Source organism: Streptomyces dengpaensis, from assembly GCF_002946835.1.
Taxonomy (GTDB): Bacteria; Actinomycetota; Actinomycetes; order Streptomycetales; family Streptomycetaceae; genus Streptomyces; species Streptomyces dengpaensis.
Window position 1 is genome coordinate 5229123 of the sequence record NZ_CP026652.1, and the last position, 16754, is coordinate 5245876.

At 68.5% G+C, this 16754-nt stretch carries 10 protein-coding genes and 2 rRNA genes; 7 read left to right on the forward strand and 5 right to left on the reverse strand.

The window, feature by feature from the left end:
* The first annotated feature begins 138 nt into the window (after positions 1-138).
* Together C4B68_RS24190 and rrf are read left to right on the forward strand one after the other, a co-directional pair.
* Positions 139-3258 (forward strand): 23S ribosomal RNA (locus C4B68_RS24190).
* Between the two features lie 92 nt (positions 3259-3350).
* A 5S ribosomal RNA gene (rrf, locus tag C4B68_RS24195) occupies positions 3351-3467 on the forward strand.
* Positions 3468-3573: 106 nt separating this feature from the next.
* On the opposite strand, the gene C4B68_RS24200 is transcribed toward rrf, so the two are convergent.
* From C4B68_RS24200 to C4B68_RS24220, 5 genes are read right to left on the reverse strand one after another with little or no spacing between them, the layout of a single operon-like run.
* A complete protein-coding gene (locus tag C4B68_RS24200; RefSeq protein WP_099504242.1) occupies positions 3574-4884 on the reverse strand; it encodes a DUF58 domain-containing protein in 1311 nt (436 codons plus the stop codon).
* On the reverse strand, positions 4884-5873 hold the full coding sequence (locus C4B68_RS24205; RefSeq protein WP_099504468.1) for an AAA family ATPase: 990 nt from the start codon (positions 5871-5873) through the stop codon (positions 4884-4886). The genes C4B68_RS24200 and C4B68_RS24205 overlap by 1 nt, the downstream gene beginning before the upstream one ends.
* On the reverse strand, positions 5873-7063 hold the full coding sequence (locus tag C4B68_RS24210; protein ID WP_099504244.1) for a DUF4350 domain-containing protein: 1191 nt from the start codon (positions 7061-7063) through the stop codon (positions 5873-5875). Before C4B68_RS24210 ends, C4B68_RS24205 begins: the two co-directional genes overlap by 1 nt.
* Positions 7060-7806, reverse strand: a complete 747-nt coding sequence (locus C4B68_RS24215) for a DUF4129 domain-containing protein (protein WP_099504246.1) — start codon at positions 7804-7806, stop codon at positions 7060-7062. The genes C4B68_RS24210 and C4B68_RS24215 overlap by 4 nt, the downstream gene beginning before the upstream one ends.
* A 4-nt stretch (positions 7807-7810) precedes the next feature.
* Positions 7811-9247 carry a DUF7847 domain-containing protein gene (locus tag C4B68_RS24220; RefSeq protein WP_099504248.1) on the reverse strand — a complete coding sequence of 479 codons (1437 nt, stop codon included), beginning with the start codon at positions 9245-9247 and terminating at the stop codon, positions 7811-7813.
* Between the two features lie 137 nt (positions 9248-9384).
* Here C4B68_RS24220 and mtnA point away from each other — a divergent pair, with 137 nt between their 5' ends.
* From mtnA to C4B68_RS24245, 5 genes are all read left to right on the forward strand, one after another.
* Positions 9385-10530, forward strand: a complete 1146-nt coding sequence (gene mtnA / locus C4B68_RS24225; protein WP_099504250.1) for an S-methyl-5-thioribose-1-phosphate isomerase — start codon at positions 9385-9387, stop codon at positions 10528-10530.
* An 8-nt stretch (positions 10531-10538) separates the two neighbouring features.
* Positions 10539-11228: a two-component system response regulator MtrA gene (gene mtrA, locus C4B68_RS24230; protein WP_191870552.1), complete on the forward strand. Its 690-nt coding sequence runs from the start codon at positions 10539-10541 to the stop codon at positions 11226-11228.
* 1 nt (position 11229) lies between these two features.
* Positions 11230-13308: an MtrAB system histidine kinase MtrB gene (mtrB, locus tag C4B68_RS24235; RefSeq protein WP_099504252.1), complete on the forward strand. Its 2079-nt coding sequence runs from the start codon at positions 11230-11232 to the stop codon at positions 13306-13308.
* The gene (locus tag C4B68_RS24240) at positions 13298-15142 is read left to right on the forward strand and encodes an LpqB family beta-propeller domain-containing protein (RefSeq protein WP_099504254.1); all 1845 of its coding nucleotides are present in this window, start codon (positions 13298-13300) and stop codon (positions 15140-15142) included. The genes mtrB and C4B68_RS24240 overlap by 11 nt, the downstream gene beginning before the upstream one ends.
* Positions 15143-15494: 352 nt before the next feature.
* Positions 15495-16466, forward strand: a complete 972-nt coding sequence (locus C4B68_RS24245; RefSeq protein WP_099504470.1) for a ComF family protein — start codon at positions 15495-15497, stop codon at positions 16464-16466.
* Positions 16467-16754 lie beyond the last annotated feature (288 nt).

A 16754-nucleotide genomic window follows, 5' to 3' on the forward strand; every position in this document is an offset into this window, starting at 1 on the left:
GGCACGCTGTTGGGTGTCTGAGGGTACGGCCGAATGTGGCTGCCTTCAGTGCCGGCCCCAGTGCACTCGGACTACTGGTTCGGGGTGATGGGTGGTTGGTCGTTGTTTGAGAACTGCACAGTGGACGCGAGCATCTGTGGCCAAGTTTTTAAGGGCGCACGGTGGATGCCTTGGCACCAGGAACCGATGAAGGACGTGGGAGGCCACGATAGTCCCCGGGGAGTCGTCAACCAGGCTTTGATCCGGGGGTTTCCGAATGGGGAAACCCGGCAGTCGTCATGGGCTGTCACCCGCTGCTGAACACATAGGCAGTGTGGAGGGAACGCGGGGAAGTGAAACATCTCAGTACCCGCAGGAAGAGAAAACAACCGTGATTCCGGGAGTAGTGGCGAGCGAAACTGGATGAGGCCAAACCTCAAGTGTGTGAGACCCGGCAGGGGTTGCGCTTGGGGGGTTGTGGGATCTCTCTTCTGTTGTCTGCCGGCGACAGGACGAGTCAGAAACCGTTGATGTAGGCGAAGGACATGCGAAAGGTCCGGCGTAGAGGGTAAGACCCCCGTAGTCGAAACGTCAGCGGCTCGTTTGAGAGACACCCAAGTAGCACGGGGCCCGAGAAATCCCGTGTGAATCTGGCGGGACCACCCGCTAAGCCTAAATATTCCCTGGTGACCGATAGCGGATAGTACCGTGAGGGAATGGTGAAAAGTACCGCGGGAGCGGAGTGAAATAGTACCTGAAACCGTGTGCCTACAAGCCGTGGGAGCGTCGGACACATCTTCGGATGTGTCTCGTGACTGCGTGCCTTTTGAAGAATGAGCCTGCGAGTTTGCGGTGTGTTGCGAGGTTAACCCGTGTGGGGAAGCCGTAGCGAAAGCGAGTCCGAATAGGGCGGTTTAGTAGCGCGCTCAAGACCCGAAGCGGAGTGATCTAGCCATGGGCAGGTTGAAGCGGCTGTAAGAGGTCGTGGAGGACCGAACCCACCAGGGTTGAAAACCTGGGGGATGACCTGTGGTTAGGGGTGAAAGGCCAATCAAACTCCGTGATAGCTGGTTCTCCCCGAAATGCATTTAGGTGCAGCGTCGTGTGTTTCTTGCCGGAGGTAGAGCACTGGATAGGCGATGGGCCCTACCGGGTTACTGACCTTAACCAAACTCCGAATGCCGGTAAGTGAGAGCGCGGCAGTGAGACTGTGGGGGATAAGCTCCATGGTCGAGAGGGAAACAGCCCAGAGCATCGACTAAGGCCCCTAAGCGTACGCTAAGTGGGAAAGGATGTGGAGTCGCAGAGACAACCAGGAGGTTGGCTTAGAAGCAGCCACCCTTGAAAGAGTGCGTAATAGCTCACTGGTCTAGTGATTCCGCGCCGACAATGTAGCGGGGCTCAAGCGTACCGCCGAAGTCGTGTCATTGCAGCAATACTCCCAACGGAGGCTGTGATGGGTAGGGGAGCGTCGTGTGCCGGGTGAAGCCGCGCCGGAAGGCAGTGGTGGACGGTTCACGAGTGAGAATGCAGGCATGAGTAGCGATACACACGTGAGAAACGTGTGCGCCGATTGACTAAGGGTTCCTGGGTCAAGCTGATCTGCCCAGGGTAAGTCGGGACCTAAGGCGAGGCCGACAGGCGTAGTCGATGGATAACCGGTTGATATTCCGGTACCCGCTGTGAAGCGTCAAACATCGAATCCAGTGATGCTAAGCCCGTGAAGCCGTTCCGGACCCTTCGGGGAAAGGAAAGTGGTGGAGCCGGTGACCCGAGCTGGTAGTAGGTGAGTGATGGGGTGACGCAGGAAGGTAGTCCATCCCGGGCGGTGGTTGTCCCGGGGTAAGGGTGTAGGACGTCAGGTAGGTAAATCCGCCTGGCAATTGTCTGAGACCTGATGCCGAGCCGATTGTGGTGAAGTGGATGATCCTATGCTGTCGAGAAAAGCCTCTAGCGAGTTTCATGGCGGCCCGTACCCTAAACCGACTCAGGTGGTCAGGTAGAGAATACCGAGGCGTTCGGGTGAACTATGGTTAAGGAACTCGGCAAAATGCCCCCGTAACTTCGGGAGAAGGGGGGCCATCACTGGTGAGGGGACTTGCTCCTCGAGCTGGGGGTGGCCGCAGAGACCAGCGAGAAGCGACTGTTTACTAAAAACACAGGTCCGTGCGAAGCCGTAAGGCGATGTATACGGACTGACGCCTGCCCGGTGCTGGAACGTTAAGGGGACCGGTTAGTCAGGATTCGTCTTGGCGAAGCTGAGAACTTAAGCGCCAGTAAACGGCGGTGGTAACTATAACCATCCTAAGGTAGCGAAATTCCTTGTCGGGTAAGTTCCGACCTGCACGAATGGCGTAACGACTTCTCGACTGTCTCAACCATAGGCCCGGTGAAATTGCACTACGAGTAAAGATGCTCGTTTCGCGCAGCAGGACGGAAAGACCCCGGGACCTTTACTACAGTTTGATATTGGTGTTCGGTTCGGCTTGTGTAGGATAGCTGGGAGACTGTGAAGCAGGCACGCCAGTGTTTGTGGAGTCGTCGTTGAAATACCAGTCTGGTCGTGCTGGATGTCTAACCTGGGTCCGTGATCCGGATCAGGGACAGTGTCTGATGGGTAGTTTAACTGGGGCGGTTGCCTCCCAAAGGGTAACGGAGGCGCCCAAAGGTTCCCTCAGCCTGGTTGGCAATCAGGTGTTGAGTGTAAGTGCACAAGGGAGCTTGACTGTGAGACCGACGGGTCGAGCAGGGACGAAAGTCGGGACTAGTGATCCGGCGGTGGCTTGTGGAAGCGCCGTCGCTCAACGGATAAAAGGTACCCCGGGGATAACAGGCTGATCTTCCCCAAGAGTCCATATCGACGGGATGGTTTGGCACCTCGATGTCGGCTCGTCGCATCCTGGGGCTGGAGTCGGTCCCAAGGGTTGGGCTGTTCGCCCATTAAAGCGGTACGCGAGCTGGGTTTAGAACGTCGTGAGACAGTTCGGTCCCTATCCGCTGTGCGCGTAGGAGTCTTGAGAAGGGCTGTCCCTAGTACGAGAGGACCGGGACGGACGAACCTCTGGTGTGCCAGTTGTCCTGCCAAGGGCATGGCTGGTTGGCTACGTTCGGGAGGGATAACCGCTGAAAGCATCTAAGCGGGAAGCCTGCTTCGAGATGAGGACTCCCACCCCCTTGAGGGGTTAAGGCTCCCAGTAGACGACTGGGTTGATAGGCCAGATCTGGAAGCGCCGTAAGGTGTGGAGGTGACTGGTACTAATAGGCCGAGGGCTTGTCCTCAGTTGCTCGCGTCCACTGTGTTGGTTCTGAAACCACGAACAACCCCGTTGTCGGGCCACGGCGACGGTGCGGTATTCACAGTTTCATAGTGTTTCGGTGGTCATAGCGTGAGGGAAACGCCCGGTTACATTCCGAACCCGGAAGCTAAGCCTTACAGCGCCGATGGTACTGCAGGGGGGACCCTGTGGGAGAGTAGGACGCCGCCGAACTAATCGTAGAGAAAACCCCCGTACCGGGAAACGGTACGGGGGTTTTCTGCGTTCGGGATCAATTGATATCGAACGCAGGCCCCAGCGAGGGCCTTTTGTGCGCTGCTTACAGCCGCCCTGCGGCCTTGAGCGCCAGATACGCATCCGCAAGAGCTGGCGCCAGCTCGTCTGGAGTCGCGTCGACGACCGTGACACCGTGGCGCTGGAGTTGTTCGGCCGTGCGGCGGCGTTCCGTCTGGGCCTGGGCTGCGGCCGCTGCTTCGTACACCGCTTCTGTGTTCCCCCGGGCGCTCGCCATGCGGGCGACGTGTGGATCGGCCACCGATGCGATGAGGACCGTATGGCGCTGAGTCAGGCGGGAGAGTACGGGGAGTAGGCCCTCCTCGATGGGGGCAGCGCCGAGGCTGGTCAGGAGCACGATCAGGGAGCGGCGAGGGGCCGTACGCATGGCTGTGGCGGTGAGGCCGCGGGCGTCGGTTTCGACGAGTTCCGGTTCCAGCGTCGCCATGGCGTTGACCAGGGACGGGAGGACGTCGCCTGCTGCGCGGCCCTGGACGAGGGCGCGTACGCGGCGGTCGTACGCGAGCAGGTCCACTCGGTCGCCGGCGCGGGAGGCCAGGGCCCCGAGGAGCAGGGCCGCGTCCATGGAGGCGTCGAGGCGTGGCGCGTTGCCCACGCGGCCTGCCGAGGTTCGGCCCGTGTCGAGGACGAGAAGGATGTGGCGGTCGCGTTCGGGACGCCAGGTGCGTACGGCGACCGTCGTCTGGCGGGCTGTGGCGCGCCAGTCGATGGAGCGGGTGTCGTCGCCGGGGACGTATTCGCGAAGGCTGTCGAATTCCGTACCCTCGCCGCGGGTGAGCACGCTGGTGCGGCCGTCGAGTTCGCGGAGGCGGGCCAGTTTGGAGGGGAGGTGCTTGCGGCTGGTGAAGGGGGGCAGGACTCGTACGGTCCAGGGGACTTTGTGGCTGCCCTGACGGGCGAAGAGCCCGAGGGGGCCGTACGAGCGGATGGTGACCCGGTCCGCTTGGCGGTCGCCGCGGCGGGTGGGGCGCAGGCGGGTCGTCAGGCGTCGGCGTTCGCCGACGGGGACCGTCAGACGGTGGCGGGAGGCGGCTACTTCGGTGCCGGGTTCCCAGCTGCTCGGCGGCCAGGCGTCGCGGAATTGGGCGCGCAGGGGACGGCTGGACGGGTTGGTGACGGTGAGGGTGACGTCGGCGGTTTCGCCGAGGCGTACCGAGTTGTCGCCGGAGCGGGTGAGGCCGAGGCGTCGTACGGGAGCCGCCAGGGCGGCGTCGCAGGCGCAGGCCAGGACCAGGGGGCCGTTCACGGCGAGGATGCCTGTCCAGCTCGGCTCCCAGATGCCGACGGGGAGTGTGCCGAGGGCCGCGAGGAGGGCGGCGCGTCCGGTGAGTGCCATCAGCGGGGGACGGGGACGTGGGCGAGGATCGCGGTGATGACGGAGTCGGCTGTCACGCCCTCCATCTCGGCCTCAGGGCGGAGTTGGATGCGGTGGCGGAGTGTGGGAAGGGCCAGGGCCTTCACGTCGTCGGGGATGACGTAGTCGCGGCCGGTCAGCCAGGCCCAGGCGCGGGCCGTGGCGAGGAGAGCGGTCGCGCCGCGGGGGGAGACGCCGAGGGTGAGGGACGGCGATTCACGCGTGGCGCGGCAGACGTCCACTACGTAGCCGGTGATTTCAGGGGAGACGGCTGTCTTGGCGACGGCGGCGCGTGCGGCTTCGAGGTCGGCGGGGCCCGCTACGGGGCGTACGCCGGCGGCGCGCAGGTCGCGCGGGTTGAAGCCCTCGGCGTGGCGGGTGAGGACGTTGATCTCGTCCTGGCGGGATGGCAGAGGGATCGTCAGTTTGAGGAGGAAGCGGTCGAGTTGGGCTTCGGGGAGGGGGTACGTGCCCTCGTACTCGACCGGGTTCTGCGTCGCGGCGACGAGGAACGGCTCGGGGAGCGGGCGTGGGATGCCGTCGACCGTGACCTGGCGCTCCTCCATCGCTTCGAGGAGGGACGCCTGGGTCTTGGGCGGGGTGCGGTTGATCTCGTCGGCCAGCAGGAGGTTCGTGAAGACCGGGCCGGGCTGGAAGGAGAACTCGGCGGTGCGGGCGTCGTAGACGAGGGAGCCGGTGACGTCGCTGGGCATGAGGTCGGGGGTGAACTGGACGCGTTTGGTGTCGAGTTCCAGCGCGGAGGCGAGGGCGCGGACGAGGAGCGTTTTGGCGACTCCGGGGACTCCTTCGAGGAGAACGTGTCCGCGGCACAGGAGGGCGACGACTAGGCCGGTCACGGCGGGGTCCTGGCCGACCACGGCTTTGGCGATCTCGGCGCGCAGGGCTTCCAGGGAGGCGCGGGCGGTGCCCGGATCCCCGGCGTGCCCGGCGTTGTCAGTGGTCGGGTCCATCATGGACGGCGTACCTCTCTTTCGAGGGCGTCGAGTTGGTCGGCGAGAGAGATGAGGGCCGCGTCGTCGCGGGGCGGCGGCCCGAAGAGGAGGGAGTGCAGGGCTTGGCCGTCGCCTTGGAGGTGGGCGGACAAGGCGGGAAGCAGGGCCTCGGGCGCGTGCGCCTGGGCAGGGGGTACTCCGATGAGGGGGGCGAGGCGGGTGCGAGTGGTGGAGCGAAGAGCGGCGGACGCGCGGTCGCGGGCGTTGGCTTTGCGGTAGAGGCGGGCACGGCCTTCGACGGTTTCGGAGGCGCGGACCGCCACGGGGAGTCGTTCGGGTACGAGGGGGCCCAGTCGGCGTGCCCGCCACAGGGCGGCCAGGGCTGCCGCGATGAAGAGCTGCAGCGTGCCCCAGAGCCAGCCCGAGGGGAGCAGGTCGAAGAAGCTCTGGTCGCCCGCGTCGGTGGCCGAGGTATCGGAGAGCGAGGGGAGGTACCAGACCAAGTGGGAGCGGGAACCGAGCAGTTGAAGGGCGAGCGAGGCGTTGCCCTGCTCGTCGAGTCGGTCGTTGTAGAGGATGTCGGGGGCGCCGAGTACGACGGTGTCGCCGCTCCCGGAGGTCGCCGGGATGCGCAGGAGCGTGGGCAGTCCGTCGCTGGGGTAGCAGGCGTCGGCCTCGACATCGGTGGTGGTGTAGCGGACGCCGCCCGTGTTGGCGTTGCCCGCTCGCCGGGCGGCGGGCAGGGCGCAGTCGGCGGAGAGCGTCGAGTCGAAGCTGACCGCGGGGTCAGCGGTGACTCCGGGAGCAAGCGTGCCGAGGGAGGGAGCTGTGGGGGAGATCAGGATCGTACGGCCGCCGGAGTTCTCTGTCGCCGTGTGAAGGAGCGACTGCTGACGTTTGGTCAGCTGGTCGGGGGAGGCGATCAGGAGAGTCGTGTCGGCGCCGGCAGCGGCGCGGGCCTCGTCCAGGGTGGTGACCACGCGCGTGGAGACGCCCTGGTCGGCGAGGAGTTCGGCGACGGCGCGGCTGCCGTAGGGGTCGGCGGAGCGCGGGTCGAGGCGGCCGTGCTGGGCGCCGGAGCGGACCGTGGCGATGACGATGGCGGCCACCAGCAGGATCACGAGAGCGAGGACGATTCCTCGGGCACGCGTCCACACCTGGCGGGCGGTGGGCGAGGCGGAGGTGGTCGTCAGAGTGGCCTCGGTCATGAGGCGGCCCCCTGGCGGGTGTTGTGGGCCGTGCTCTGGGCGCTGCTCGCGCGGACGGGTTTGGTGCGCTCCAGGTCGCGGTCGAGCTCGGTAAGGCGGTGGTACGCGCGCGTGTCGGCGGACCGTCCGCCGTACGTGACGTCGTCGAAGACCCGTGCCGCAGCGCGCAGTCGGTCCGTGTGGGAGGGCAGCGTGCTGCTCGCTTCCGCGGCTGCCTCGTCCGCCGTGCGGCCGGGGCGCGGATCGAGCAGCGCGCGCTCTTCCAGGGAGCGGACGACGGCGCGCATGCGTTCCTGGACGGCCTGGTTCCAGTGGCCCTGGGCGGCGTGTGCCTCGGCGGCCGCTCGGTGTTCGGCGGCGCTTTTGGGACGGTCGTCGAAGAGTGCGGCTGATGGCGGGGGAGTGCGGTGCGGGCTGCCCAGGCGCCACCACAGGGCGGCCACGACCGCCACCACGGCCAGCACAATGACGACAAGTCCGAGCGTGCCGCCGGGCGTTGCGGCGGAGGCGGCGCCGAACAGCTTGTCGACCCATTCCCAGAAGGCGTTCAGGGCGCGCTGGACCAGGCCGGGGTCGTTCTCGTGGTACATCCGTTTGGACAGCTCGCGCCTGGCCGCCTCCCGCGCGGGGTCGCGCGGTGTCGTCACCGGTGGTTCGTCGCCGCGCGGCAGCGCGAGGACGGCGCTGGCGCCGGTATGCGGCAGTGCCAGGATCGCTGTGAGAACTCCCCCCGCCGGGCTCACCCGATCAACTCCCCGGAGTGGTGCCGGGGGCGTCGGAGCCGTACTCCTGGACACCGGCGGCGCGGGCCAGGTCGAGGTCGAGGGCCTCGCGGCGGATGCGCTGGTCGATGTACAGGAGCACGGTGACGCCCGCGGTGATCGGGAAGGTGAGCATGGATCCGATCACCGAGCCGACGCCGCTGACGATGAGGAACGTCCAACCGAGGTCGCCGGTGCCGTTGTTGAGGAAGCCGGCGACGCCGTCGCCGCTCAGCGCAGCGGCGAGGAAGGCGAACGGGATCACGACGATCGACGCCACGACGTTGGCGATGATCGTGGCGAGCAGCTGAATGCCGAAGACCCGCCACCAGGAGCCGCGCACGAGCTTCGCGGAGCGGCTCATCGACTTCAGGATGCCCTGCTTCTCCAGCATCAGGGCGGGAGAGGCGAGCGAGAAGCGGATCATCAGCCAGAGGGCGACGATGCCCATGCCGAATCCGCCGAGGACGGCGAGCGCAACGCCCGCGTCCCCCGCGCCGGCCAGCCCGACGAGTACGCCCGGCAGTGTCCCGACGGCGACGATCCCGATGGCGATGAGCGGCAGCAGGAAGGTCAGGCCGAACAGCCTCGGCAGTTGAGGGCGGGCATCCCGCCAGGCCTCCGCCGTCGTCACCGACTTGCCGAGCACCGCGCGGCTGGTCACGGTCGTGAGCAGGGCCGTCGCGATGATGGTGCCGAGCAGGGTGATGAGCAGGACGACACCGGAGTTCAGCATCGTGTCGCCCAGGGCACGGGTCAGCTCACCGACGGTGGCGCTCGGGTCGTTGAGGACATCCGTGCTCGCACTGTCGTCCAGCACGAAGCCCTGGAGCAGGATGACCGCGACCTGCGTGACGACCGCGACGGTCAGCGAGATGCCGAGGACGGTGCGCCAGTAGGTGCGCATCGTGGAGACCGCACCGTCGAGGATCTCGCCCACACCAAGCGGGCGCAGCGGGATCACGCCAGGCTTCGCGGCGGGCGGTGGGCCACCCCAGTTGCCACCCCAGCCGCCGGGACGCCCGGGGCCGCCGTATCCGCGACCGGGGCCTCCCCAGCCGCCGTATCCGCCGCCCTGGCCTCCGTGGCCGCCCGGGCCGCCGGGATGCCGGCCGCCCCAGCCCGGGCCGGGCGGAGGTGGTGGCGCGGCCTGGCCGGGGCCCTGCGGAGTGGGAGCGGACCACTGGCCCGGCGGGGGCTGTTTCTTGGACCACTTGGAGGGCGGCTCCGGCTGGTCCGTCCCGCCTTCGTTCGAGGTCCGTTCCGGCTGGTCGGTGCCGCCTCGGTCCGAGGGCTGCTCCGGCTGGTCCGTGCGGCCTCGGTCCGAGGGCTGTTCCGTGGGCTGCGCGGCGCCGGAGGAGTCCGGCTCCTGCCCGTCGGAGGGGGCAGATCCGGGCGAGGCCCAGCCCGGAGTGTCGTTCATCGTCGCTCCTTCACGGTGCCCGTCCGCGGTCGCGGCGGCAGGTTGGCAGCCATCGTGCCACGGTGGGCCCGGCAAGGGACCGGCCGCCGTAGCTGCACGTCTTCAATTGTCCGCCTGGTACGGGGCAGACTGGGCGGATGGCTGATCACTATGCGCAATCCCGCGACGACGGCGGGCCGATGGAGATACCGGCGATCCGCTGGGACGAGCCACCGGAAGGCCCCGTACTGGTCCTGCTCGACCAGACGCGGCTGCCGGCCGCGGAGGTCGAGCTGGTGTGCACCGACGCTCCCGCGCTGGTGGAGGCGATCCGTATGCTCGCCGTGCGCGGGGCGCCGCTGCTCGGCATCGCCGGGGCGTACGGCGTCGCGCTCGCCGCCGTACGCGGCTTCGACGTGGACGAAGCCGCCCAGGCGCTGGCCGGTGCCCGGCCCACCGCGGTGAACCTTTCCGTCGGCGTGCGCAGGGCACAGACGGCGTACCAGGCCGCGCTCTCCCGTGGAGGTGATCAGAAGCAGGCCGCCGGGGCGGCGCTCGCCGCGGCGCGGGCGCTGCACCGGGAGGACGCCGAGGCCAGCGCGCGGATGGCCCACCACGGGCTGGCGCTGCTCGACGAGTTGCTGCCGGGCGGCAGCCACCAGGTCCTGACGCACTGCAACTCCGGGGCGTTGGTGTCGGGCGGGGAGGGCACGGCGTTCGCCGTCGCTCTCGCGGCGCATCGGGCGGGGCGGCTGCGGCGGCTGTGGGTGGACGAAACGCGGCCGTTGCTGCAAGGTGCTCGCCTGACGGCGTACGAAGCGGCGCGCAAAGGGATGGCGTACACCTTGCTCACCGACAACGCGGCGGGCTCGCTGTTCGCGGCAGGGGAGGTGGACGCGGTGCTGATCGGTGCCGATCGGATCGCGGCCGACGGTTCGGTGGCGAACAAGGTGGGGAGCTATCCGCTCGCGGTGCTGGCCCGGTATCACCACGTGCCGTTCATTGTGGTGGCGCCGGTGACGACGGTGGACCCGGGCACCCCGGACGGAGCGTCCATCGAGGTGGAGCAGCGCGCAGGTCATGAAGTGACCGAGATCACAGCACCCCAGGTGCCGGTGGCGGGAGCGGAAGCGGGAGGCGGGATACCGGTGGCCCCCCTGGGGACCCAGGCGTACAACCCGGCATTCGACGTGACGCCGCCCGAGTTGGTGACGGCGATCGTCACCGAGGAGGGCGTTGTGTCGCCCGTGACAGCCGAGGCACTCGCCGAGCTGTGTGACAGGTCACGCCAGGTAACGATTTAGTTAATGGGATGATGTCGTTTATGAAGGGACGAGTCCTTGTCGTCGATGACGACACCGCACTGGCCGAGATGCTCGGCATTGTGTTGCGTGGCGAAGGTTTTGAGCCGTCTTTCGTAGCCGACGGCGACAAGGCGCTGGCCGCTTTCCGTGAGACCAAGCCCGATCTGGTGCTCCTGGACCTGATGCTGCCCGGCCGGGACGGCATCGAGGTGTGCCGCCTGATCAGGGCGGAGTCCGGGGTGCCGATCGTGATGCTCACGGCGAAGAGCGACACCGTCGATGTCGTGGTGGGCCTCGAGTCGGGCGCCGACGACTACATCGTGAAGCCGTTCAAGCCAAAGGAGCTGGTGGCGCGGATCAGGGCGCGGCTGCGCCGTTCGGAGGAGCCGGCGCCCGAGCAGCTGACCATCGGCGACCTCGTCATCGACGTGGCCGGTCACTCTGTGAAGCGGGACGGGCAGTCGATCGCACTGACGCCGCTCGAGTTCGACCTTCTGGTGGCGCTGGCCCGCAAGCCGTGGCAGGTGTTCACACGTGAGGTCCTGCTGGAGCAGGTGTGGGGCTACCGCCACGCGGCGGATACCCGCCTGGTCAACGTCCATGTCCAGCGGCTGCGCTCCAAGGTCGAGAAGGACCCGGAGCGGCCGGAGATCGTGGTGACCGTGCGTGGTGTCGGTTACAAGGCAGGACCGAGCTGACGTGTCCCGGGACAGTGCCGCTTCGACGCCCGGTGCGCCGGGGGTCCGTTCGGGGCGGCCTGTCGGCCGGAAGGTGACGGGCTCCCGCTGGGGACGGTTCCTGGAGGGCGGGCTGCTGCAGGGCGGAGTCCAGGGCAGCCCGGTGCTTCGGCTGTTCATGCGCTGGGTGCGCCGTCCGCTGCTGCCCGTGATGCGGCTGTGGCGGCGCAACATCCAGCTCAAGATCGTCGTGACGACGCTGCTGATGTCGCTGGGTGTGGTGCTGCTGCTCGGCTTCGTCGTGATCGGGCAGGTGCGCAACGGACTGCTGGACGCCAAGGTGAAGGCGTCGCAGAGCCAGGCCACCGGCGGGTTCTCGGTGGCCAAGCAGAAGGCGGACACGGCGGCGACGGCGAACGGTGACGGCGGTTCGAGCGCGGACGGCCGCTCCTCCAAGAACGTCAGCCAGTGGATGAGCGACCTCGTGGTGTCCCTCTCCAGCGGCGGGCAGGGCGCCTTCGACGTGGTGACGCTCTCCTCCAGCGCGGCCGGCAGCGGCGGCGCCGGGCTGGGGCCGCGCTACTCGGGCAACGTCGATCCGACGGTGAGTGTGCCGGAGGACCTGCGCGCGCGCGTCGACAGCAGCACCCTGGCGGCCCAGAGCTACACCCGTGTCGTCTACAAGGACGACAAGGAGTCGCAGCCGGCGCTGGTCATCGGCAAGCAGGTCAACGACCCCAACGGTGACCCCTACCAGCTCTACTACCTCTTCCCGCTCACGCAGGAGGAGAAGTCGCTGAGCCTGGTCAAGGGCACGCTCGCCACGGCCGGACTGTTCGTCGTCGTGCTGCTGGGAGCCATCGCCTGGCTCGTGGTGCGCCAGGTCGTCACGCCCGTGCGGATGGCGGCGGGGATCGCCGAGCGACTGTCCGCCGGGCGCCTCCAGGAACGTATGAAGGTCACCGGCGAGGACGACATCGCGCGGCTCGGCGAGGCCTTCAACAAGATGGCGCAGAACCTCCAGCTGAAGATCCAGCAGCTGGAGGACCTGTCGCGGATGCAGCGACGGTTCGTGTCCGACGTGTCGCACGAGCTGCGCACGCCGCTGACGACCGTGCGGATGGCCGCCGACGTCATCCATGAGGCGCGCGTGGACTTCGACCCGGTGACCGCGCGGTCCGCGGAGCTGCTGGCCGACCAGCTGGACCGGTTCGAGTCGCTGCTCGCGGACCTGCTGGAGATCAGCCGGTTCGACGCGGGCGCGGCGGCGCTCGAGGCCGAGGCGATAGACCTGCGCGAGGTCGTACGACGGGTCGTCAGCGGGGCCGAGCCGCTCGCCGAGCGCAAGGGCTCGCACATACGCATCGTCGGCGATCAGCAGCCGGTGGTCGCCGAGGCCGATGCCCGGCGGGTGGAGCGGGTGCTGCGTAATCTCGTCGTCAACGCGGTGGAGCACGGCGAGGGCAAGGACGTGGTGGTCAGGCTCGCCGCGGCGGGCGGGGCGGTCGCGGTCGCCGTGCGTGACTACGGTGTTGGGCTCAAGCCCGGCGAGGCGACCCGGGTGTTCAGCCGCTTCTGGCGGGCCGACCCGGCACGCGCGCGTACCACCGGTGGTACGGGGCTCGGGCTGTCCATCGCCCTGGAGGACGCGCGGCTGCACGGCGGCTGGCTGCAGGCGTGGGGCGAGCCGGGCGGCGGTTCGCAGTTCCGGCTGACGCTGCCGCGGACCGCGGACGAGCCGCTGCGGGGGTCGCCGATACCCCTGGAGCCGCAGGACTCGCGGCGTAATCGTGGACTTAATGACGCCGGTTTGCCGCAGGGCGGCAGCGGCAAGCTCGCCACCGTGCCGGTGCAGCAGCACGCCGGCGGGAATGTGCCGCCGCACGCGCCCATCGCGCCGCGACTGGCCGGGGTGTCGCCCACGGCCGATCCGACCGCCCTGCCGGGCAACGGCGCGCGGGTGGTGCCCCGCCCCACCGGGGCCGTGCGACGGCCGGACGACGCGCCTGACGTGGGTGAGGAGCTGACCGTGGAGAATCGCGAGCCGGACGGCGGGGAGCCGGAGGAGCTCGGACAAGGGGAGGCATTTCGTGGGCGCTGACCGCGAGGGGCGCGGCGGCCGTGGGCGTCCGGTGCGTGTGGGGGCGTGCGTCGGTGTCGGTGCGCTGGTGTTGGCGGGGTGCGCCTCGATGCCGGACAGCGGGGACCTGCGCGGGGTCGAGTCCACGCCGAGGCAGGACTCGCAGGTCCGGGTCTTCGCGATGCCACCGCGTGCCGACGCCCAGCCCGCGGAGATCGTGCGGGGCTTCCTGGAGGCGCTGACCAGTGACGACCCGCAATACGAGACGGCACGCAAGTATCTGACGCCGAGCGCCCGCAAGGCGTGGGATCCCTACCGTTCCACGACCGTCCTCGCGGACGGCCCGAACACCGAGTCCGAGCCCGCGGGGACCAGGGACGGCGCTGACGACGACTACTCGTACACGCTGATCGGCAGCAAGGTCGCCACGGTGGACGGGCAGCACGCGTACGCGCCGGACTCCGGGGCGTACCACAGGACGGTGCACCTGACGCTGCAGAAGGACAAGCAGTGGCGCATCGACGGGCTGCCGCAGGGTGTCGTGATGGGCAAGTCCGACTTCCAGCGCAACTACGTGTCCGTCAACAAGTACTACTTCGCTTCGAACGGGCCCTCCGGGTCCGGAGCGCAGCTGGATACCGTCGCCGATCCGGTTTACGTGCGCGAGCAAGTGAATCCGATGACGCAGATGGTCCGCGCGCTCCTGAAGGGGCCTACGCGCTGGCTGGACCCCGTGGTGACGTCCAGCTTCCCCTCGGGCACAGACCTGAAGAAGGGCGTCACAGCGCTGTCGCCCGACGACCGCAACAGGGTCACCGTGCCGCTGAACCCGAAGGCCGACCATGTCGGACGGGGACAGTGCACCAAGATGGCGGCCCAACTCCTCTACACGTTCCAGGATCTGACGCCCACCGGGGTGGACGAGGTGGAACTGCAGAAGTCGGACGGTTCGCAGCTCTGCGTGCTCATCGAGGACCAGGCGGAGGGCGTCGCCTCGCACGGTACGGGGGAGCGTCCCGAGTACCAGTACTTCATCGACGACAAGCAGCGGCTCGTGCGCATGCCCAGCGGCAACGGCGACAAGAAGCCCGAGGCGGTGCCCGGTGCGCTGGGCGAAGGCGACACGAAGCTGCGCGCGGCCGCGGTGTCGCGGGACGAGAGCAGCGCGGCCGGAGTGTCGGCCGACGGGAGTTCGCTGTACGTCGGGTCGCTGGTATCGGGCGGTTCGCTCGGCGAAGCGGTGCTGCACAGCCAGGGCAAGACACCGGACGACCGGCTGACGACGCCCAGCTGGGACGGGCAGGGCGACCTGTGGGTGGCCGACCGCGACCCGGAGAACCCTCGGCTGCTCCTCCTGCGGGAGGGCGCGGGCGATCCGCTGGTGGTCGAGGCCCCGAGCCTCGACGGGCGCGTCCAGGCGGTGCGGGTGGCCGCCGACGGTGTGCGGATAGCCCTGATCGTCGAGAAGGACGGCAAGAGCTCGCTGCAGATCGGGCGCATCGCTCGCGACGCGAAGTCCGGTGAGCGGCCCTATGTCTCGATCCTCGAACTGCGCTCCGTCGCACCCCAGCTGGAGGAGGTCACGGCCATGTCGTGGGCCGGGGACAGCCGGCTCGTGGTGGTCGGCCGCGAACAGGGTGGCGTGCAGCAGATGCGGTACGTCCAGGTCGACGGCTCCACTCCGGTGAGCACCGCGCCCTCCGCGCTGACGGGCGTCAAGGAGATCGCCGCGTCCGAGGACGAGCGGCTGCCGCTGGTGGCGCACTCGGAGGAGGACGGGATCGTGCGCCTGTCGTCCGGGGAGCAGTGGCAGCAGGTGGTCAAGGACGGGACCGCGCCGGTTTATCCCGGGTAGGGGCGTCCTGGTTACCCCGGGTAGGTGTGGGCGGGGGGGCCGGGCCGGGCTTTCGGAGTCCGTACGGCGGCCGGGGCGAGTCCCGGGCGTCGTTGACCCGTCCCGGCCGCACGTCCAGGTCGCCCTGCTCGGGTGCCGGTCGGTGGGCGGCATGCTCGGTTTTCCCGGGCGGGTCCGCTCGCTCTTCCCGGGCCGGGCTCGTTGGTTTGCCCAGGTGGGCCAGCTAATTGACACGGCGGTCCGTCTCGGGTCCGCCGGCGGGGTTACGGGCACGGGGCGGGCGCCCGAGTTATCCACAGGGGGTTATCCACAGGGGTGGCCGGTCGGCCCGCGCGAGGGCACAGTGGTGGGCATGCGGGGGTGGTGGCAGGACCTCACCGATCTGGTGCTGCCGGCCGAGTGCGGAGGCTGTGGGAGATCTCGCACGGTGCTCTGCCCTGAGTGCCGTGCCGCCCTGAGTGGGGCCGCATCGCGCCGGGTGCGACCGGTGCCGGAGCCTTCAGGGCTGCCTGTGGTACACGCGGCGGCTGCGTACGAGGACGAGGTGCGGGCCGCGCTGCTCGCCCACAAGGAACGGGGGGTGCTCGCGCTCGCGGCGCCGCTCGGCGTAGCCCTGGCGGGGGCCGTGCGGGCGGGTCTGGGGTACATGCGGTGTCCTATCCCGACAGGGCGGCTCACGCCTGCAGAGGGGCGGCAGAGGCTCGGGAAGGGGCCGCTGTGGGGAGAGGACGGTCGGCCGGGAGCCGGCGGTGGACAGTCGAGGTCGCCGGGGAGCGGCCGGGTGCGGCCAGGGGCCGTCGGCGGAGACGTACGAGAGCCCGTGCTGCTCGTTCCCGTGCCGTCGTCGCGCCGGGCGGTGCGGGCGCGGGGACATGACCCGGCGCGGCGGATCGCGCTCGCGGCGGCGGGCGAGCTACGGCGTACGGGGATGCAAGCCCGGGTGCTGAGCGTGCTGCGGCAGGGGCGCGCCGTGGCCGACCAGGCGGGGCTCAACTCCCGGCAGCGGCTGGACAATCTCGCGGGCGCCCTGGAGGTGACGGCCGGGGGTGCCCGGCTACTGGCGGGCGGCGGCCGGGTCGTGCTCGTGGACGACCTGATGACGACGGGCGCTTCGTTGACGGAGGCGGCGCGTGCCGTACGGGCGGCGTGGGCAAGGGCGGAAGGGGCGGATGGGACGGGAGCGGACCGGCGTATGGCAGGTGAGGGCGAAGGTTGGGCGGGTAAGGGCGAAGTCGACGATGCGAGCCGGGACGCGGGCCGCGACACGATCTGTGCGGCCGTGGTCGCAGCATCGCCGGACTCTTTCGAAATAAACCGGAACTGACTACCAACTCGCATCGTTGCAGGTAATGAGAGGGTCAATTCACCAGAACGGAGGTACGCGGCAGTAGAGGGTGACGACATCCGTCCGGGCGAGATATGTTCGGTTGTGAGGCAATGGCGATGGTCCTGCCTCGTAAAATCTGAATGCTGCGCTGCGGGTTTTGCGTATTCACCCGCGTCGGTGGGGTGGAGATCTTGCCCATGGGGGAGGAGGAGGTGAAAGTCACCGAGTCCGAGGTTCCGGGACTCACCGGAGCCTGGTGCAAAAGGGAGATGCTCCGCCAGTGGA